Source organism: Armatimonadota bacterium (assembly GCA_037138755.1).
Taxonomy (GTDB): domain Bacteria; phylum Armatimonadota; class Fimbriimonadia; order Fimbriimonadales; family Fimbriimonadaceae; genus Fimbriimonas.
In genome coordinates, this window is sequence record JBAXHT010000001.1 from 267,588 (window position 1) to 286,851 (window position 19,264).

Below are 19,264 nucleotides of genomic sequence, written 5' to 3' on the forward strand. Positions count from 1 at the left end.
CGACCTATCTCCTGAAGGGAACTCGCTCCAGATGGTCCCCGATAAACCACATCCCTGGCACAAACACTGTTGAAAAACTGATCTTGTATGCCAAGATCGTTAAGTAGATGTCTGCAAATCCGTTTGTTATCCGAGACGAGTTCATTCCTTTTTCTCCGCCTATGATTGAGGCGGATGACATCGCCGGAGTGGTCGACACTCTCAGTACAGATTGGATTACAACCGGTCCAAAGACTCGACGCTTTCAGGAAGTCTTCTGCGAGACCTACGGCTCACGTGCTGCACTCGCCGTCAACTCGTGCACAGCAGGACTTCACGTTGCCCTCGTCGTGCTCGGAGTAGGCCCCGGGGACGAAGTCATCACAGTCTCGCACACGTTCTGTGCGACGGCAAATGTGATCGAGCACGTTGGAGCAAAACCGGTATTGGTGGACATCGAACCGGAGACGATGAACATGGACCCGGTCGCCTTCGAGGCGGCGATCACGCCGCGAACTAAGGCCGTCATCCCCGTCCACTATGCCGGACATGCTGCCGAAATGGATGAAATCAACGCAATCGCTAAGAAACATGGAATCCACGTGATTGAAGATGCCGCTCACCCAATTTCGGGCAAGTACAAGGGCTCCTTTGTCGGGTCGTCCGAAAATCCAACGTCGTTCAGCTTTTACGCCACAAAGAATCTCACCACCGCCGAAGGCGGAATGCTAACCGGAACCCCGGAATTCATCGAAAAGGCGCGGGTGGTCCACCTTCATGGAATGAGCAAGGACGCTCTCAAGCGGTACGAGAAGGGCGGATCTTGGAAGTACGAAGTTGTTCTTCCTGGTTTCAAATACAACATGACCGATCTTCAAGCGGCACTGGGGCTGACCCAGCTTGCCAAGCTTGACCGATTCCAAGCTCGTCGCCGAGAAGTGGTCGCCCAATATACAAAGGCTCTGGGCGATCATCCGGCATTCACCGTGCCTGTCGAGAAGCCACATGTCGAATCATCCTGGCACCTCTACGTTCTTAGGTTGAACCTGGATCAGCTCACCATTGACCGGGATCAGTTCATTGACGAATTGAAGGAACGAAATGTGGGAACCTCGGTCCACTACATCTCAGTTCACCTTCACCCATTCTATGCTCAGAAGTACGGATTCGCGCCAGAATCGCTACCGGTCACCTGGGATACCTACAACCGAATCATCAGCCTTCCGCTCAATGTGAGAATCACGGACGAGGAAGTTGCCTACGTGATCGAAGCGCTAAAGGATATTGCGGCAAAGTACACTCGATAGGTGAGCAAACCAAGAGTTGTTCTTGTCGTTGGAACTCGACCGGACGCGATCAAAACGCTTCCGGTCGTTTTGGCGTTAAGGCAGGAGTCGTCGCTCGAAACTGTTTTGGTTTCGACTGGCCAGCACCGCGAGATGCTGCAGCAAGTTTTCGATACGTTTGGCGTCCAGCCAGACCGAGACTTGGGGCTGATGAAGCACGGCCAATCGCTTGGCGAACTAACCGGACGTATGTCGCTCGCTCTTGACGAGCTTTTCAAGGAGCTCAAGCCACAGTTTGTGATCGCTCAGGGGGACACGACGACCACGTTTGTCGCGGGCCTTTCGGCCTTCTATAACCAAATTCCGTTTGGGCACGTTGAGGCGGGCCTCCGCACTCACAACGTTTTCGATCCATTCCCGGAAGAGTTTAATCGTCAGGCGGTTGGGCTGTTTGCGACTCATCACTACGCGCCGACCGAACTCTCGGCGTCCAACCTTCGTCGGGAACATGTCTCGGATGACAAGATCTTTGTGACTGGCAATACTGGCATCGACGCGGTTCTCATGGTTGCCGAGCGGGAGCCACAGACATGGTTCCCTGATCACGCAGGTCGAGTCATTCTGATGACGATGCATCGCCGCGAGAACTGGGGCGATCCGATGGCGGCATGCGCGAAGGCCGCACGACAGTTAGTCGACCAACACCCCGACACTCTCCTTGCCGTGCCTATGCACCGCAACCCGATTGTTCGCGAGGTCTTGGAACGCGAACTTGGTGGACACGACCGAATTCATCTCATTGAGCCACCTGAATACGCGCGGTTCACCAAACTGATTCAGCGAGCAAATTTGATCCTGACGGATTCTGGTGGTGTCCAGGAGGAAGCACCGAGCTTTGGCATTCCCATTCTCGTGCTCCGCAACACCACCGAGCGTCCTGAAGGAGTTGATGCAGGCTGCGCCAAGCTCATCGGCACCGACCCTGAAGCTCTGCTGGCTCAGGGGACCCAGTTACTGAACGACTCGAAAAGCTATCAAAGCATGAGTCAGGTCAAGAGTCCATACGGCGAAGGAAGAGCGTCAGAACAAATTGTTGAGGCGGTGAAGACATATCTTCACCGCGGTTCATAGTCGATCGGACTTGAGATTTCGATAGTTTGTGACACGTCTTTGGGGGTGCGCCGCCGAAAAGATGTGTCATTTCCTGGTTCAAACGTGGCTTTCTGATCGAAATCGTGTGTCATTTCGGTGGTGAATTTTTCCTTGGCGGTGAGGTTTGGATACGAAAGGTGGGCTCTGGGCTGCGGGCTTTTCGTATCTATTTGAACCTGAAACGTTGTTTTGAGCCCGATAGGTCGTGTCTTTCGGTGGGGAATTCTTCCGTTGGGCTTCGCATGTGGTCGTCTATTAGCTGAACAGTTCGGTGTGTGGAAAGCTGCTAAAGCCCTGATTGCATCGGAGGCACTCCAAAACTTGTTCATCACCTACTAGGCGATGAAATCGGGGCTTTGTCAACCTTATCAATTGATTCTCGTTGGATAATCCTCGCGACTAGGCATTTTGTATAATGACTTTCGGGAGGTGTTGTGACGGAGTTCAAACGAATCGGGAGCTTGGTTTGGCGTGGGCTGTTTGTCGCACTGAACGTCTACTTCTTTGTCACTCGATTTGCTGATTTGGTAGCTCCTGATAATCGAGCCTCGTGGTCTTCCTTCAGTGTCAGTCGTTCCGTGCCCTATTGGCAAATTCTCAGCAGTCAGGCACTGACAGTTTTGCTGACTGGAATACTATTCTATTGCTGCGTTGAGCGCTATCGGTACGAGAAGATGCACGACCGGATCGAATTCATCGGAGTCCAATTTGCTTCGTTCAATTTGACGCACTGGATGTATGCCTACAAATCCCGAGTCGAAACCGGTGTTCCTGTCGCACGGATTGCTGAGAAGATGAACACGCAGTTCGGACTCAGTCTGTTCATGTTGGCCTTCTGCATCATTTTGGCCGTCGGCATTGAAGTCATTTTTCGCGAGAAGTCGGAGAGGCGGACGACTTGAATCTAACACATGAGCTCATTCCGAATGTTGAAGAGTTTCGAACTCGGAACCAGCCTCGGGCAGAGCATGCGGCAAGGCTGCTTATTGGCGGACTCGCCCTCAACCATTTTTCGATCTTCTGCTACTCGTTTTGGCTCATACGGAGTAAGGGGAAACCAGCTGGGGACCTTGCAGACGGTTACACTTGGATTGTGGGATTCTGGGCCGTCGGATTGCTCGCGCTGATCGTGTGGGCTTGTTTCCGCAAAAGTGGTCGCTGGCACGTCAATCGCGTCGTCTGGCTGTGCCTGACGTCCTGTCTCTCTATCAATGCCTTCGTCTCTTGGCTCAAAGAGCACGGTATCGAGCGAGCATTTCCCCAGTGGCAGCGCTACTCAATCGTCACTACACTGCTACTACTGACCGTCGTCGCAATCCCCCTTGAACTCACTTTCTTGGACGCGGCGAAACGGAAGATGGAGGAGACAGATTGATCGACCCTCAAGCCGAACTAACTCCTGGACTTAGGGGATGGTATGACCATCGTCGGGCAGTGCTGGGGGAGATTGGGGTTTGGTTGCCGCTTGGGGTCTATGGAGCGGCGTGGGTTTACGCAGCACCGAGGATGGTGGCGGAAACTTCGTTTCGGCAGGTCTTGGCGAATGCAGACCAGGCTGGTGTGATGCGCTTGCTACCGATTAGCGGGACGGTGCTCCACTTGGTCGGTATTGCTCTGGCTTTCGTCGCAGTGAGCTGGCGTAGCTTTCCTCGAATGGAACGGTTCCAGCAGACGGTGCGGGGCATCCTAATCTCGATCGCTGGATCGTTCTGCTACATCGAGTTCTCGGGTTCGAAGTTCGAAGGCACTTCAGGGGGGCTGTTCATGACCAAGGTCTACTTCGTGATGGGATTCGTCTTTTTGGGGCTCTGGATTTGGAAGTTCATCGATCTGAGGATGGAGCAGAAAGCGTGATCGACTGGAATAGGGAGCTGACCCCGGGATTGCGTGAGTGGTTTCGTTTGCGGGGTCCTCATATCCGCACGGCTGCGACCTTGCTACTTTGGACGGTTCAGCTAATCATGCCCACACTGATCCTCGCAAACTTTTCGCAGGTTGGCTGGGGTGGGCTAGAGCGTGGCGCTGAGCATTCCCAAATCGAGGTTTGGGTTCCCGTCATCAGTGGATTGATCGGCTTAGGCGGAGTCGTTCTGCTGACGACCTTTCTGCTTCAACAGCGAAGACGACTTCCCAGCCTAGCGCTCCTGATGACCATTTTCTTCATGATGGGAAATGAGAATTGTTTTAAGGTTCTTCACGAAGTCATATCCAAACAAGAGCCACCCATTCTTCCGTCTCAACCCTTCCACCTCTACGTTTGTTTAGTGTTAGGCATTTGTTCGGTCGGATTTTGCACTTGGGTCTGCTTGAACAAAGACTTTCGTGCAGACTTGGAACTTCAACTCGCTCGCAAGGACGCCAAAGAGGAGCCGCCAACTTCTCAATCAAAACTCTAGCTGCCTTGGGCTGCCATCGCGGATATTCCGCGTCTGCTTCGCTTCGCTCCCAACGATCTTCTTGATCCATTTTGGAACCACGGCTCGCTAGCCAACTTGCTATCTTGAGGAGCTGTGACTCCGCTTGCTGACGAGTCAGGTTCTTTTCGTGCGCTTTTGGCGAAAAGGTGATGAGCGACATCCGAGTTATTGAGTCTATTCTAAGCTCGTGTGCCAGAATTGGCTCATGCAGTTCATGGTCATCGAGCGGTTCGTCAACTCTGACCCGAGGCCAATTTATGCTCGTCTGATCGAGAAGGGCCGAATGATGCCGGAGGGGCTTCTCTACATCAATAGCTGGATCAGCGAGGATTTCTCGACTTGCTGGCAAGTGATGGAGGCCGATGATCCGGCAAAGTTCGACGAGTGGACTCGAAACTGGGACGACCTGGTGGACTTTGAGATCGTGCCCGTGATGACCTCGGCCGAAGCAAAGTCTAGATCCGAAGCTGCTGGTTGACGGTGCGCTCCGAAACAACTTCCCCGGTGTGTTTGGTGGCCGCAGGCTCAAATAGCATCAGATGACACTCTTCGTTCGCAACTGGGCAGTGCTCGACTCCTCGCGGAACGATGATAAACTCGCCCGCTCTTACTGGAGTGTTCCGGTCCCGAAACTGCATTGTCATCTCCCCACGTACGACGAGGAACATCTCATCTTCATTCTCGTGAGAGTGCCAAACGAACTCACCGTGTAGTTTGACGAGCTTGACTATCTGTCCATTAAGTTCACCCACGATTCTAGGTGACCAGAAGTCATCAAACATTCCGAGCTTTTCAGCCAAGTTGACCGGTTGCACCCAACAATCCTACCTTCTGAACCTCAAAACTGATCAGTCATGAAGAACTGGGGTTGGCCGGGGACGTTGCGGCCCATGAGGTACATGGGGACGTTGACAGCGCCAAGCGGGACTTCGAGTTGGTCGGTCATGTAGGACGTCCCCATCCACTCGGTTCCGCGCGGAACCGGCCACTTTTTGAGGTTCGATGTATTCAGAACCTCCCGCACCGTCTCGTTTTCCAAGCTCAGGTAGCCGTCGCCGAAGGCCATCGAGTCGCGGTAGTTCCACTGCCAGTATCGCCAGCGGCGTTCGTCGCGGCGGAGGCGGTCCGGGTGTTCGGCGGCCCAGGCGTCGTAGCGTTGGCGGATGTCCGAGAAATCGTACGTTGGCAGATCGACTTCTAATGGGAGCGACGTGATCGGGCCTCGGACGACTCTATCAAGTCCTTCGAACCCAAGTTGCTCGTAGAGGCGTAGGTCGGTGGCGAACAGCATCGCGGCGCCTTCACCGGCGCGTTCCGAGTCGCGCAAGACGCGCTCGATGAGACGCCGGCCGTAGCCCTCGTTGCGGCGATCAGGATGGGTGGCAACTCCGGCGATTCCGATGGCTTTACCCCAGCCGAATTCAAGTGGGGTTGTGGTGAGTACGGAGACGATCTCCTGGCCTTCGATGATCGCCCATTTGCGATTGATGTCGAACATCGGTTCGGTAAAGAAGATATCGAGGGCAAGCTCGAAATCGAGCTCGAAGACCTTGCAGAGCAGGCTGAGAAACGCCTCGCCTTCGGATTCACGAATCGGTCGAATCTCAGTCATCGGGCAGGAATCACCAGAGGCTTTAGCTTAACGCGGACGCGCACAAGAAACGGGGCGAGAACCGCCTCTTCGCGGTAGTGGACGTCTTTATTCGAGCTGGATATCATCACTTTGGGCACGTTCTTTCCACTAAGGTCTACGGGCTTGGCGTCCAGTTCCGTCCCAGCAGCTGATGTTACTTCTTCGCTTAAATCGACATTGACCGCCACCGAAGCAGTCTTTTGCAGAGCATCCGAGGTTCCGGCAACATAGATTGATCGCGGAAAGGTGTCAATTGATTCTACGGAGACTCCGGGTGCCGCGAGTCGCCCAATTCGGTTGACGGTGATCGGAACTTCCTTAATCACCACCGGCTCGACCTTGATTCGGGCCGTAACGGTTGGGTTGACCAATAGATCGCGGACATTTGGCGGATAGACCACGACGGGATAGCTGCTGGTGCCTGGCCTCGCCTGCGACAGATCGACGTAGCCGGACACGTCGGAACCGAGCACGGTTCGGATTTGGGCGGTTGAACCGGCTACGGTTACGGAAACGTTTTCGGGCGAATCGGAGACCAAGAACTTTGTGTCGTCCAGGCTGACGGTCATGATCTTCACCGAAAGCGCCTGGGTGCGGGCGCGTACGGAGCGGGTGTTGAAGATATTAAGCCAAAGCAGCACACTGATGAGCAACGACATCAAGGCAAGTGGCACGTTCACCTTCTTCATGCCGTTTCCTCCTCCTTTCTCTCTCGGTCGCGACGGCGTCGGCGCGGTTGAGCCTCGGGTTCCTCTTGCTCGACCGTGTTCTTGATTAAGAACTCGCGTAGCTCGGTGGTGGTCGCAAGGGTCGTAATTCTGCCTTCTTGGGCGACCGAGATCGTCCCGCGCTCTTCGCTGACCACAATGGAGATCACGTCGCTGCTCTCGGTGACCCCAACGGCGGCGCGGTGGCGCATGTGCATTCGGCGGTCGATCCGTTGGTTCTCGCTCAAAGGTAGGCGGCAGGCGGCAGCTAAAACGAGGTCTCCGCGAATGATGACAGCGCCGTCGTGCAACGGATTCTGGCCAAAGAAAATCGAGCCGAGGATTGAGTTCGTGATCTTGGCGTTTAAGGTGACTCCGGTTGCCGCAATCTCGTCGAGCCGACTGCCGGTCTCAACCACCACGATTGCGCCCACCTTGTCTTTTGCCATCTCGGCAATCGCACCCACGATTTCTTCTACGGAGGCACGGTCAAGATTTTGTTCGTGCCCAACGTCCTTGACCGCATCGGCGAGAAAGCCGAAGCGGGTGAGCCCCTCCAGAGCCTGACGAAGCTCGGGCAAAAACAAGATGACAAGCGCGACAGGGCCCAAGAGTGTGGCTTTCTCAAGGATCCAATGAAGGGTTGTCAGACGGAGGGTGTCGCTGACCAGCAACACGACAGTGAAGACTAAGACGCCAAGGAGGATTCTCCAGCCGCGGGTGCCCCTTACGAGCATGAGAATGCGGTAGATCAGGAATGCCACAATCAGCACGTCAACCACTGCGACCGCCAAGTCCCGCGTTGACATCTCCTTGAGGCTCTGAATTAATTCCACCGTCGACTGCCAATGATTCTATCTGGAAAAGCCGGTTGAGGTTGCGGCTTTCCCTCGGACATTTCTATAATGTTAGGTTCATGGCGCATCTTCCGCACGGCGATAACTCTGATCCGCGACCTTTGGATCAAATCCGCGCGGATATCGACGCGGTTGATGCCGAGTTGGTGCGGTTACTTTCGCGGCGTACGGAGCTTGCGACCGAGGTCGGGGCGATCAAGCGGATTGATGGGAAGCCGTTCTTCACTCCTGAGCGCGAGCGGGCGGTTTATGAGAAGCTCTCGGCGATCAATCCGGGGCCATTGTTGCCGAAGCAGTTGAAGGCGATCTATCGTGAGATTATCTCGGCGGCGATCGCGGCGGAGAAGCCGATGTCGATCGCGTACTGGGGCCCTCCGGGGACGTTTACAAACATGGCTGCTTTGCAGACGTTCGGTTCGAGTGCGGCGATGGTGGCGCAGGATTCGATCTCGGATGTGTTTCTTGCCGTCGAGAATGGGAAAGCCGATTATGGTGTGGTACCGGTTGAGAACTCTGTAGCTGGTGTCGTGCCCGAGACTCTGGATATGTTTCCGCAGACGAACGTGAAAATTTGTGCAGAGACATACGTGCCGATCCACCATATCCTGGTTTCGACCGCTTCTTCTTTAGATCAGATTGAGCGGGTTTTTGCTGGTCCCCAGCCTGCAACGCAGTGCAAACGGTGGCTCAAGATGAACCTGCCTTCGGCGGAGATTATCGAAGTCGTTCCGACCGCAAAGGCTGCTCAACGGGCTCTAGAAGACCCTCGTTCGGCGGCAATTTCGAACGCACTCGGGGCCGAGACGGTCGGTATTCCGATCCTCGAAGAGCACATTGCCGACAACCCGACCAACCGAACTCGGTTTTTGGTCATCGGCTACAACGAGCCGATGAAGACGGGACGTGACAAGACGAGTGTGATGTTCAACCTTCGCAACCGTCCAGGTGAGCTGTATCGCGCGTTGGAGACGTTTTATGAGCAGGGCGTCAACCTCATGATGATCGAGTCACGTCCGGCGCCCCGGGCGTCATTTGAGTACATCTTCTACGCCGACTGCGCCGGTCACCGGACGGACGAGCACTTTGTGGCTGCGATTCATCGGCTGAGGAGTTTGGCGCTGGAGACGACTGTGCTAGGCAGCTATCCGTTGGCGGATAGTCAGTGAGGGCGTATGGTTTCAACACGCCCGGAATTGATCGAAGCCATCAAGGCAGCATTTCGAGGAGTCAGCCGTGAAGGCGGCGTTTCCTGGAGTGAAACCGACGTCATTGATGATTACGGAACCGAAGAGATGCGAGCGATTGCCCGGGCAAGTGATACTGACTCCGAATGGGAAGAGTTGATTCTCTCAGGAACATTTCTTGACGATGCGGCGCCAGGTAGTTTTTGCTTTCTTGATGCAATCGGGTTTAGATACTATCTTCCGGCAGCAATGTGTCAGGCGCTTATGCCGGAACTCGACACTCAAGGTCGTTTCTTTGGTTGGCATGGCTCGCTAATCTATCATTTGATCGAAGCTGACAGATCAATTTTTCGCGAAGGCTTCTTGTTACTCAGCAAAGAGCAAAAGAGGGTGATCGCAAACTTTATTACTTATAACGAGGCAGAAATGCTCTTCAATTTGGGAGTTAAGGAGCCAAGAGATTTTGACGAGCTCTTCCCCGAGGGAAGACAGCATTACATCTCTCAGGCAGTGATTGCGAATCGAGAAGGACCCTTCAGCTGCTGGTTTCCGAAAACAGAAGCGCAAATCTAAGCAAATTTTTCACCGACACTTCGCTGAGAGATTCGATTCGCCGAGTGTCCGATCTATCTAAGCGCAACCAACGCCTGAGCGATATCCGCTTGCAGATCCTCCGGATCCTCTAAGCCGCAGAAGAGGCGGATGAACCAGCGGGGCTTGTCGTAGTCGCAGGGCTTGACGTGCGACGCGACCACCAAACTCTCAAAACCGCCCCACGAAATTCCGCGACCGAACAGCTGGAGGCGGTTGCAGAAGTCCATGACCTTCGCCTTGTCGTCCTGAACCGTCTCGAATGAGAACAGGCCGGACGTGCCTTTCAAATTAGAGTTCACTAGATCGCGCTGTGGATAAGAATCAAGGCCCAAGTGGTGAACAACCTTGATCTCTGATTGCTGCTCCAGCCAACCCGCAACCTGATTCGCCGCAATCTCGTGCTGCTTCAGCCGAACCTTGAGGGTTCGCGTTCCTTGGGTGAACAGCCACGATTGAAATGGTCCCAAGAGTGAACCCATCAGCACAATTTCGTTCACAAGGAGCTTGTCGATATAGGCCGCTGAGCCGATGATCGCCCCGCCAGTTGCGTTGCTGTGGCCGCCGTAATACTTCGTCAACGAATGAACAACAACGTCGATTCCGAGGTCCAGCGGGCGCATGTGGAGCGGTGTATTGTAGGTGCTATCGATGATTGTCGTGATTCCGCGCGACCGTGCGAATGTCGCAACAGCTCCGACGTCTTGAAGGCGAAATGTTAAGGAGGTCGGACTCTCTAGGTAGATGAGGGACGTATTTTCGCGGCAGGCATCGATAATGGCCTGGGTGTCTCGTCCGTCGACCATCGTGCACTCAACTCCGAATTTAGCGAGATAGTTCGTCAGCAGACCCTTGGCGGGGCCGTAAATGCCATCCACGGTGACGACGTGAGAACCTTGCTGCACTGCGCTCATGATCGCAATTGCCACCGCAGTCATGCCGGCCGAAAACACTTTGCACTTTTCTCCTCCCTCAAAGTGCGCGAGCTTGGTTTCCAGGAGTTCCAGGGTCGGATTGCTCACTCGGCTGTAGTGGTGTGGCGGGCCACCGGGGTTGTTGTACATGTTGTCCAGCAACTCCTCCATGGTTGGAAACACAAAGAGCGAGTTTTGATAGATCGGCGGAATCACGGCACCGATGTGCTTTTCATCCTCGCCGAAATGGGCTAGATCAGTTCCGAAACCGTACGATCCTGCGGGGGACATGCACAAGATTATGAAGGATCAGGGAGACAAACCGACCCAATGAACCCGATTTCAAATGTTGGAAAGGCTAGCGTGGAAGACCGGGAAACATTTCGGAGGAGATTCCGCCTGGAACAACTTTCCATTTACCGCCTTCCTTCTCCATAGGTAGCTCATATTTTTCGTCGTAAGAACTGCCGCTTGCGAGGTTGCGCTGAACTTGGAGGGTCACCGAAGCCGAATCTTCGCTCGACTTCCTAGATCCGCTAATTCGCCATCCAAACGTATAGTACTTGCCCGCCGTGTTGACGCAGAAATCCCAGTCCTTGCTAAGCTTTTCGCGAGACGATTCAATCTCGGCTGGCTCAGTCTTGCCAATGTAGCTCAGCTCGGTCAGTTTCTTTGCATCGTGCTTGGCAAGTGCCGACATGAACTGAGCTGCCACAGACCCAGGTTCTTCTTTTGCTAGCGCAAAAGCCCCTACGACTAGAACCAGCATCAAGATTAGCCCCAGCACCAAAAAATTGACCGCACCACGAATTCGCATTTCCTTCATTAAACCTAATTCACAAAGTTCGCTTGAATGGTTTTCGACGCATTCAACTTCCATTCACGCGCTCCTACGGGCTTTTCGACCACGTAAACAATTGGATATCTCACACCATCGGCATGGGAATAGACCACCACAACTCTGACTTCTCTCGGAAATCGGTCCGTTTTGGCGAGGCTGTAGCGCGCAGTGTTCCGGAACTCCTCGTAGAGGCCACTGATGACTCGCATCGAATTCTGATTGCCTGTCGTGTCTCTGGGAGACGCGCCGGGGTCTTCGATCATCAGTCCACGAATCTCAGCCCAACGCCAGTTTTGGATTCCTTTTCCCTCGAGCTGCTCGTCGTACATCGACTTCAGGGAGGTGTGGAGTGATCGGACCGTACTCTCCGGGCCGTAATTGCGGAGAGTCGCAAAAGGCACTGCAACCACGCCTGCCAGTAGCAATGCGGGGAAGAGTGAGGCTTTTGGCACGGTGAACTGCATCGCGACGAACTCAGATTACCAATCTTTGAACTTTTACATTTCAACGTCGTTTGTTGGCTCAAGGATTCCAAAAACATCCTAAAATAGAACAAGGTTGTAAACAAGATGAGCGATTTTCTAAGCCGAAGAGATTTGATCAAGCATGGCGGCATGATTGCCGTCGGACTAGCCGCTCCGCGATGGCTCTCCACAATTGCCGAAGCTGACGTTGCTCGGGTGGCACAGGGCGGAAAGATCTCAGCCGATACAGTGCTCGTGGTCTGCCAGCTTTCGGGCGGGAACGACGGCCTTAATACGGTTGTTCCTTACGCAGATTCGCTGTACTACAAGGCTCGACCAACTTTGGCGCACAAGGAAGATGCCGTTCTCAAGATCAACGAGCAGCTTGGCTTCCACCCCAACATGAAGGGAGTTCATGGTTTGTACAAACAGGGCAAAGTTGCGGTTATCCAAAACGTTGGATATCCGAAGCCAAATCGTTCCCACTTCAAGTCAATGGACATCTGGCAGTCGGCATCGCCGGACGATAAGCTGAAGTACGGCTGGCTTGGGCGACACGTTGACAGCAAGCTCCGTAACGGCGCGGTGAACCCGGTCATGACCCTCGGTCTTTCGACTGAAAAGCCTTTGGCACTTGCTGGTGAAAAGGCTTCGATTCCATGCTTTGCATCGCTCGCCGATGTTTCCAACATGCTGGGTGACAAGGACTCCGAGCGAATGCTTCGAGAAATTCAAGGTGCGGACGCCATGATGGATTCACCAACCCGAGTCGTTCAACAGGCCAACAAGTCTGCGCTCGATGCGATGTCAGTGTTGTCGAAGCAGCTTTCAACGTTCACACCGAAGCAGACCTATGGAGACGACGCCTTCGGCAAGGGCTTTAAGCAGATTTCTCAGCTCATCGGAGCATCGCCGGCGACACGAGTGGTCTACTTCTCAGCGGGCGGATTCGATACCCACGCTCGTCAGGCAGACGCACACGGCAAGCTGATGGAAAACTTCAGCAACGCAGTCACCGCATTCCAAACCGAGATGGAAGCAATCGGAAAAGCTGACAAAGTCATCGTCCTCGTCTTCTCCGAGTTCGGACGACGAGTTACCGAGAACGCTTCGCAAGGTACCGACCACGGCGCGGCATCTTCGATGTTCGTTATCGGCTCAAAGGTTAAGGGCGGCGTGTACGGCGGCTCTCCAAACTTGACGGATTTGCAGGACGGCGATATCAAATTCAAAATCGACTTCCGCGAAGTCTACGCAGCGGCACTGGATAACTGGATGGGCGGCGACAGCGAGCTCGTCCTCGGCCAGAAGTTCACCCCGCTTGGAGTGATAAAGTAACCTCCGAAGCCCCTCTCCTGGGAAGGGGAGGGGCTAAGGTGACGGAGGCAAAGCCAGCAGTTACTTAAGCTTAATCAGCCAGAGTTTTCGAAATTCGACTTCCGATCCTTCCGCCTGAATCGCAATTTGCCCGCTTCGAGCGGTGCAGTCCGTTCCCTCGTTCACTACGACATCGTTCACCCAAACTTTGACTGAAGAACCTCGGCATTCGATTGACATCGAGTTCCACTCTCCGAGTGGGTTTTCGGTACCGTCGGTCAGGTTCTTGATCCGTCGCTCTTTGCCCTCGGTGACCCCCCAGTTGGCCTTCGGTCCTCGGCGGGCTTCCATGTCAGGCACAGTGACTTCCTCGCCGATGCACCAAAAATCTCCGGCATCACCGCTTTGCATCTGCACCTCAAGAGATTGAGGGAACATCCCGTAGAGCATGCGTGGTTTGGAGGCGTGGACCAGCACACCGCAGTTCCCTGGCTTATTGGCGAATCTGTACTCAACTTCCAGTCGGTAATTCTCGTACTTCCGGTCGGTGATCAAGTGTCCACCGGGAGAGCCAAGGCTCACGAGCATCCCATTTCGTACAATAAATGGCATCCTCGCCATTTTGTCTTTGTCCATTTCTGGAACATCTGCGTGCCAGCCTCTTAGATCCTTTCCGTTGAAAAGAGAAACTGGCTTGCTATGTTGACCGGTGAGCAGAATCGCGGCGAGCATTGTCGTCATGCGAGAATTGTAGCCGAGAATTCCGTGTCCGACAGAAGGAGGACTAGGCCGAGATGCGGAAGAAGTCGAAATCCGCGTGGCCGCCGGACTGAATCGTGGCCATGTTGAACAATCCAAATCGGCAACCCATGAAATGGCTGAGTTCGTAGCGCAGCTTAATCGGTTCGCCGAGCATGATCCAATTCCTCCCGTCTCGAGAAAAAGAGAACGAGCAAAGATCGGCTTGGTTTCGGAAGTCGCATGCCATTCTCAGATACGCAACCTTTTCGGACAGTGGCACGGTCGCAACAAGTTTCGGTTTGCCCGAGGTCCCAGAGACGACGACGACCTCGCGAATGTCTCCGTTACGCCTGATCCCGATGTATCCATACTTGCCCATAAGCGCGACTATGCCGGCAGCGTCGCCGTCTTTGAGATTGGATGAATCCAATCGGACTGTGCCAGTGCACGTCGGTCCAAACGTTCGTTGAGTCAACGTGTTCCGGGCCTGGGTGACTATTGGATCAACCCGGCAAGTTCGAATACGCAGCCACCCCGGCCTTTCGCTTACCGACCAATTGCTGGGGTCCGGATTGTGGTTCCACTGCCATTCAATTGCCAACTTCTTGCTTCGAAACTCGTCGGAACGAACGATGCCTTTGAGGTCAGCCTGGCCGGGTAATAGGTCGGCGGAATGCGGAATCAGTTCGCCCGATCCAATGACGGGCCAGCCATCTTCCCAATGCATTGGCAGCATGTACGGAATGCGACCAACTGCCCCACGATCACCGAACATATTTGTATACCAGCGGCCATCGGGTGTGTCGACGATGCCGCCTTGAGCGATGCCTTGATCGGCAAGAAAGACTCGCCCTTCGTATGGACCTAGCAAGGAATCGGAACGATGGACGACCTGGGTCCGCATTCCACCTCTGGGCCAGACGATGTTGAATAGGTAGTATTTGCTGTTGACTTTGAAGAGCTGCGATCCTTCGCCCATCAGGCCGGTTTTTGCACCAGTCGGCGCCGCAGCGTCTTCGATAATGACCTGGTCGATCCCACCCGGTTTGAGGCCACTCAGGTCGTCCTTCAACTCCTGAATCCTGATCTTCCCGACCCCGTGAATCAGGTACGCCTTGCCTTCGTCGAACACAAGCGAGTGATCGTGGATCGCGGGTGAGAATTCGATCTTCTTCCATGGTCCCTTGTCAGGCGTTTTGGTCGAGAAGATGTAGGTCTTTCCGGTGGTGTTGCTGAAGGTGGAGCAATAGAACGTTCCATTGTGAAACCTCAGTGAGCTGGCCCAGGTCCCCTTCCCGTACTCGTTCTTTCCGTCTAAGAGGTCCTGCCGAGGGCTACTTCCGAGGTCATCGTAGCAGTAGCTCACGATCCGCCAATTCACCAGATCGCTCGACTTCATGATCGGCACACCGGGATTCATGTGCATCGTCGTGCTGCTCATGTAGTAGTCCCTCCCCGCCCGAACCACCGAGATATCCGGCACGTCCGCCCAAATTGTCGGGGTGGGAACAACGGGATTCTGGCTCATGGTCGCGTAGGCGAGAAGGGTAAGCATTCTCAAGTGCGAGTTTACATAGAAACGTATCTCATTCGCCCTTGAGATAGTGCTTCTCCAACAATCCCTCAATCCGGGCCGTTAGCCAGCACATTCAAAGGTTTATGGCAGGAGTTAACTGCACATTGGATCCGTTCGGCAAACGAACCTGCAAGAAAAGCACAAGACCTATCGCGGAGGATTTATAGCTCGATTTTTGAAGAATGTTGTCAATCCGCTTGGGTTCGACTCCATTAACTTCAAGATTGAACTTTAGGCTTTCGCGAAATCTGTTGATTTCACTCTCCGTCGGGGCGGTTCGTTGCTCGAGGGGAAACCGAAATTTGTCTAGCTTATAAAGTATTTGATCCAACTCTTTCGACTTCTCCCTGAGTTCCGTTCGTATGAGCTCTTTTGCTTCCGCCACTGTTTCCGACAGAATGCGCGAAGTGAGATTCATATCATTTATGCCAACATTTAAAGAGTTCAGTTGTAGTTGGTAGCCTCGGTACCTACTGAAACTTCCGCCCAGCAATAGGCTGTCGGGCTGCGCTACTTGAGCGCAGGGTGTCGAGGCTGAGCTTGACTTTTGGCCAGGGCTGTCTCGATTGAATTGCTTACTCACTTTTTCGAGGCGAGACTCCAGGAACTCCTTTCTGTCGGACTCACTCAAAGAAGCGAGATCGGGAGATGCGATGATTGTGAAGTCACCAAATTCTTTGCTCGTGAGAGTTACAAACTTTCGCGGCAGAACCTCCAGATGTCCGTTCTGGATCATGCTGACTCCGTCAATATCCACATCCATTTCTCTCGCAATAATCTCTTGAAGATAGGTCTGAGCATTGGGTGCTAACATGGCTACCCGAACCGGGGCGCTCATGTCACTTTGCACGATCTGGGAAAGTAGATCGTAAGTCACGATAAGTTCCTGAAGCTCGGGTATCGACCTTCGAACCACATAGAGCACGTTGCCAACTCTTCGTGCATATGCTTGTTCGCCCAGCTTGTGAAGGGTAGGTTTATCTGGGTAGCTCCTGATGAGTTTCGATTCCTCAGGCGAAAACCGAAACCGCTCATTTTGTGCTGTTGCCGCAACTATTTCAGGTTTTTGAACTGAAAGACTGGCTGTTGAAACAATCAGCTGAGCGATCAAAGTCCCCAACATGATTACTTCTCAAAACTCCAGAAAATGATCTCCAAGTCCCTACGATGGACGGAGAAATCCGAGTTACGAAACCAAGACTCATATCCGGACCAGGATTCGTGGGAATACCATTGTTGTCTAGGTCCGACAAAAGTTTCTACTTCGTATGTTGCATCGAACGGACACTGCACGCCAGAAAGCGGCCAGATGTTCGTCCACCAAGGGTTAAAGGGCTCAGACCAAGAACATGGCTCATTTGAGCCGGTGATCGTGTAGTGATTTACCTTCTTGATTGTCTGCCCACTCGGGACCGTGAGAAATGCTTCGTGGTAATTGTATGTCTCGTATGGACGACTTTGGATCAGCCGGTAAGGGTCTTCGGAGACGGGTGAAACCACTGAGCAGATGAACAGGGGGGGAACAACGAATCCCAGCATAACAAGAAGACTGTATCTTAAAAGAAGTTCATCAATTGTTAAAGTACTGTAATTAACATCAATGCGCTTTATCGAGAAGGAGACGTCCGTGAAGGGTTAGGTCGTCGCCAAAAGTCACTCAGCCCAAATAGCATCGCTCCGAAGTTCGGTAGACCTTGGAGCGATGTTTTCGAGACGGAATCGGATTACTGACCGACGCCGACGAGTTTGAACGACTTGACCGTCGTTCCCTTGGCTTCTTGGGCCAAGAACTGGGCGACAGTCATGCCAGCGTCCTTGTAGAAAGGCTGCTCCAGAAGAACGGCTTCCTTGATGAACTCCTTGTTGACTCGGCCCTTCGCCATGTTCTCGGCGATGTTGGCGGGCTTGCCTTCGTTGAGGGCTCGCTGGTACTGAGTTTGGTACTCGGAATCCAGGAGCTCCTGCGAAAGGTCGTCCTTCGAGACCACCTGAGGCTTGATCGCGGCAATGTGCACGGCGAGCTGGCGAATCGCTTCGCTGCCTGCGTTGTCACCGGTCGAAACCACATAGGCTCCGATGGTGCCGTCGTGGTGTCGGTAGTAGGCGATCGGAGCGTCGGACGATACCTTTTCGGCCAACTTGACTTCGCAGTTCTCGCGGAACATGGCGATCACGTCCACGCCGAACTCCTTCATAGCTTCTTCGCTCAAGGTTCCTTCGGCAAGAGCCTTGGCGGCCAGTTCGGCAACCTTGGCTTGGAAGTTCTCGTTGTTCGAAACGAAGTCGGTTTCGGATTCGATCACGGCTACGCCGAGAGACTTTCCGTCTTCCGATGCCGCGAATGCGACTGCGCCAGCGTTGGTCGCCCGTCCGGCCTTCTTTCCAGCCGAAGCCTTGCCCTTCTCTCGAAGGACCTGCTTCGCCTTGTCCATATCTCCGCCCGCTTCATCCAGAGCGGCTTTGCACTCCATCATCGGAGCGTCAGTCTCTTCGCGGAGCTTCTTAACGTCTTGTGCTGTATATGCCATTGTTCTTTATACGCCTTCCTTGTCTGCACCGAACGCCTTCAGGAGCTCATCGTCCACCTGGATCGGAGCTTCACCCATTTCGGCCAGCTCTTCGTCGGTGACGTCTTCGGAGAGGAATCCTTCGGTGACGGCATCGCTAAGAGGTCGAGCCTCGAGAATCGCTTCGCTCATCTTCTGGGTCACGAGTCGGATCGCGCGGATCGCGTCGTCGTTGCCCGGGATGATGACGTCGGCCATCTCTGGGTCGCAGTTGGTGTCAACAATAGCTACCACAGGAATGTTAAGCTTTCGTGCTTCGGCGACTGCAATTGCTTCCTTGTTGAGGTCGACAACGAACATAACAGCCGGCATTCCGGTCATGTTGCGGATTCCGCCAAGGAATCGCTGGAGTTCGTCGCGCTCGGTTCGTCGCTGAAGGGCTTCCTTCTTCGGAAGTCGCTCGAAGTAGCCGTCGGCTTCCATTCGGTCGAGCTCCTTGAGTCGCTGGATTCGGAGGGAGATCGTCTTCCAGTTGGTCAGGGTTCCGCCGAGCCATCGCTCGGAGACGAAGTACTGTCCGCTTCGCTCTGCAGCTTCCTTAACCGCCGCTTGTGCTTGCTTCTTGGTACCTACGAAGAGGACGGTTCCGCCGTCTTCGACGATCTTCTTCACGAAGTTGAGGGCGTCCTCAAACATCTTGATGGTTTGGTGAAGATCTAGGATGTAAATGCCGTTTCGGGCACCGTAGATGTATCGCTTCATCTTGGGGTTCCAGCGGCGGGTTTGGTGCCCAAAATGCACGCCGGATTCCAAGAGCTCTTTCATGCTCAGTTCAACTGCCATATTTGTTTCCAGGTTTCATCCTCCGAAGCCGCCTCCCGATGCGTCGGGCCCCTGTTGCGTTGTGTCGATCCCGTTCAATACGAGAACCTGGCGCAAGGCGAACTTCGTGTGAAATTCGAGTCGTAGTATACCTGGCGGGTTTGAAAGAGGGTTTTGAAGAGCGGCTTTGACGGTTGCGCCCTTTGGAATGGGTTGGGCGCGAGTAGGGTTTGATTGGCAGTTTAGGTTCAACAGGTGGTGGATTTTTGTGGGGCG

Annotated in this window: 22 protein-coding genes; 10 read left to right on the top strand and 12 right to left on the bottom strand. The window is 53.9% G+C overall.

Annotated elements, in window-relative coordinates; genetic code table 11:
* The first annotated feature begins 107 nt into the window (after positions 1-107).
* The 7 genes from WCK51_01200 (at position 108) to WCK51_01230 (ending at position 5,312) form a co-directional block, all read left to right on the top strand.
* Complete coding sequence (locus WCK51_01200; protein ID MEI7575481.1) at positions 108-1,286, top strand: DegT/DnrJ/EryC1/StrS family aminotransferase; 1,179 nt, start codon at positions 108-110, stop codon at positions 1,284-1,286.
* A complete protein-coding gene (gene wecB / locus WCK51_01205; GenBank protein MEI7575482.1) occupies positions 1,287-2,396 on the top strand; it encodes a UDP-N-acetylglucosamine 2-epimerase (non-hydrolyzing) in 1,110 nt (369 codons plus the stop codon).
* 455 nt (positions 2,397-2,851) lie between these two features.
* Positions 2,852-3,319: a hypothetical protein gene (locus WCK51_01210; protein ID MEI7575483.1), complete on the top strand. Its 468-nt coding sequence runs from the start codon at positions 2,852-2,854 to the stop codon at positions 3,317-3,319.
* Positions 3,316-3,792 (top strand): hypothetical protein, encoded by a 477-nt coding sequence (locus tag WCK51_01215; GenBank protein MEI7575484.1) that lies wholly within the window; start codon positions 3,316-3,318, stop codon positions 3,790-3,792. The genes WCK51_01210 and WCK51_01215 overlap by 4 nt, the downstream gene beginning before the upstream one ends.
* Positions 3,789-4,271: a hypothetical protein gene (locus tag WCK51_01220; protein ID MEI7575485.1), complete on the top strand. Its 483-nt coding sequence runs from the start codon at positions 3,789-3,791 to the stop codon at positions 4,269-4,271. Before WCK51_01215 ends, WCK51_01220 begins: the two co-directional genes overlap by 4 nt.
* Complete coding sequence (locus WCK51_01225; protein ID MEI7575486.1) at positions 4,268-4,813, top strand: hypothetical protein; 546 nt, start codon at positions 4,268-4,270, stop codon at positions 4,811-4,813. Before WCK51_01220 ends, WCK51_01225 begins: the two co-directional genes overlap by 4 nt.
* A 226-nt stretch (positions 4,814-5,039) precedes the next feature.
* Positions 5,040-5,312 carry a DUF3303 family protein gene (locus WCK51_01230; GenBank protein ID MEI7575487.1) on the top strand — a complete coding sequence of 91 codons (273 nt, stop codon included), beginning with the start codon at positions 5,040-5,042 and terminating at the stop codon, positions 5,310-5,312.
* Here the strand turns inward: WCK51_01230 and WCK51_01235 are convergent.
* Genes WCK51_01235 through cdaA form a run of 4 tightly spaced genes read right to left on the bottom strand, consistent with a single transcriptional unit; the run spans position 5,290 to position 7,983 of the window.
* The gene (locus WCK51_01235; protein MEI7575488.1) at positions 5,290-5,649 is read right to left on the bottom strand and encodes a cupin domain-containing protein; all 360 of its coding nucleotides are present in this window, start codon (positions 5,647-5,649) and stop codon (positions 5,290-5,292) included. The genes WCK51_01230 and WCK51_01235 overlap by 23 nt on opposite strands.
* Positions 5,650-5,672: 23 nt before the next feature.
* Entirely contained in the window at positions 5,673-6,446 is a 774-nt protein-coding gene (locus WCK51_01240; protein ID MEI7575489.1) for a GNAT family N-acetyltransferase, read from the bottom strand.
* On the bottom strand, positions 6,443-7,156 hold the full coding sequence (locus WCK51_01245; protein ID MEI7575490.1) for a hypothetical protein: 714 nt from the start codon (positions 7,154-7,156) through the stop codon (positions 6,443-6,445). Before WCK51_01245 ends, WCK51_01240 begins: the two co-directional genes overlap by 4 nt.
* The gene (gene cdaA / locus WCK51_01250; GenBank protein ID MEI7575491.1) at positions 7,153-7,983 is read right to left on the bottom strand and encodes a diadenylate cyclase CdaA; all 831 of its coding nucleotides are present in this window, start codon (positions 7,981-7,983) and stop codon (positions 7,153-7,155) included. Before cdaA ends, WCK51_01245 begins: the two co-directional genes overlap by 4 nt.
* Before the next feature lie 107 nt (positions 7,984-8,090).
* On the opposite strand from cdaA, the gene pheA reads away from it, so the two are divergent.
* Together pheA and WCK51_01260 are read left to right on the top strand one after the other, a co-directional pair.
* Positions 8,091-9,197, top strand: coding sequence for a prephenate dehydratase (pheA, locus tag WCK51_01255; protein MEI7575492.1), 1,107 nt, complete (start codon positions 8,091-8,093; stop codon positions 9,195-9,197).
* Between the two features lie 6 nt (positions 9,198-9,203).
* Entirely contained in the window at positions 9,204-9,788 is a 585-nt protein-coding gene (locus WCK51_01260) for a DUF6714 family protein (GenBank protein MEI7575493.1), read from the top strand.
* A 53-nt stretch (positions 9,789-9,841) separates the two neighbouring features.
* On the opposite strand, the gene WCK51_01265 is transcribed toward WCK51_01260, so the two are convergent.
* From WCK51_01265 to WCK51_01275, 3 genes are all read right to left on the bottom strand, one after another.
* Positions 9,842-11,011: a PLP-dependent aspartate aminotransferase family protein gene (locus WCK51_01265; protein ID MEI7575494.1), complete on the bottom strand. Its 1,170-nt coding sequence runs from the start codon at positions 11,009-11,011 to the stop codon at positions 9,842-9,844.
* 67 nt (positions 11,012-11,078) lie between these two features.
* On the bottom strand, positions 11,079-11,537 hold the full coding sequence (locus WCK51_01270) for a hypothetical protein (GenBank protein ID MEI7575495.1): 459 nt from the start codon (positions 11,535-11,537) through the stop codon (positions 11,079-11,081).
* Between the two features lie 14 nt (positions 11,538-11,551).
* Positions 11,552-12,025 (bottom strand): hypothetical protein, encoded by a 474-nt coding sequence (locus tag WCK51_01275; protein ID MEI7575496.1) that lies wholly within the window; start codon positions 12,023-12,025, stop codon positions 11,552-11,554.
* A 105-nt stretch (positions 12,026-12,130) separates the two neighbouring features.
* Here WCK51_01275 and WCK51_01280 point away from each other — a divergent pair, with 105 nt between their 5' ends.
* Positions 12,131-13,363 (top strand): DUF1501 domain-containing protein, encoded by a 1,233-nt coding sequence (locus WCK51_01280; GenBank protein ID MEI7575497.1) that lies wholly within the window; start codon positions 12,131-12,133, stop codon positions 13,361-13,363.
* A 60-nt stretch (positions 13,364-13,423) separates the two neighbouring features.
* On the opposite strand, the gene WCK51_01285 is transcribed toward WCK51_01280, so the two are convergent.
* The 5 genes from WCK51_01285 to rpsB form a co-directional block, all read right to left on the bottom strand.
* Positions 13,424-14,083 carry a DUF1080 domain-containing protein gene (locus tag WCK51_01285; protein ID MEI7575498.1) on the bottom strand — a complete coding sequence of 220 codons (660 nt, stop codon included), beginning with the start codon at positions 14,081-14,083 and terminating at the stop codon, positions 13,424-13,426.
* Between the two features lie 43 nt (positions 14,084-14,126).
* Positions 14,127-15,638: a glycoside hydrolase 43 family protein gene (locus WCK51_01290; protein ID MEI7575499.1), complete on the bottom strand. Its 1,512-nt coding sequence runs from the start codon at positions 15,636-15,638 to the stop codon at positions 14,127-14,129.
* A gap of 94 nt (positions 15,639-15,732) precedes the next feature.
* Positions 15,733-16,584, bottom strand: a complete 852-nt coding sequence (locus tag WCK51_01295) for a hypothetical protein (protein ID MEI7575500.1) — start codon at positions 16,582-16,584, stop codon at positions 15,733-15,735.
* A gap of 799 nt (positions 16,585-17,383) precedes the next feature.
* Complete coding sequence (gene tsf, locus WCK51_01300; GenBank protein ID MEI7575501.1) at positions 17,384-18,187, bottom strand: translation elongation factor Ts; 804 nt, start codon at positions 18,185-18,187, stop codon at positions 17,384-17,386.
* Positions 18,188-18,193: 6 nt separating this feature from the next.
* Complete coding sequence (gene rpsB / locus WCK51_01305) at positions 18,194-19,009, bottom strand: 30S ribosomal protein S2 (protein ID MEI7575502.1); 816 nt, start codon at positions 19,007-19,009, stop codon at positions 18,194-18,196.
* Between the last annotated feature and the right edge of the window lie 255 nt (positions 19,010-19,264).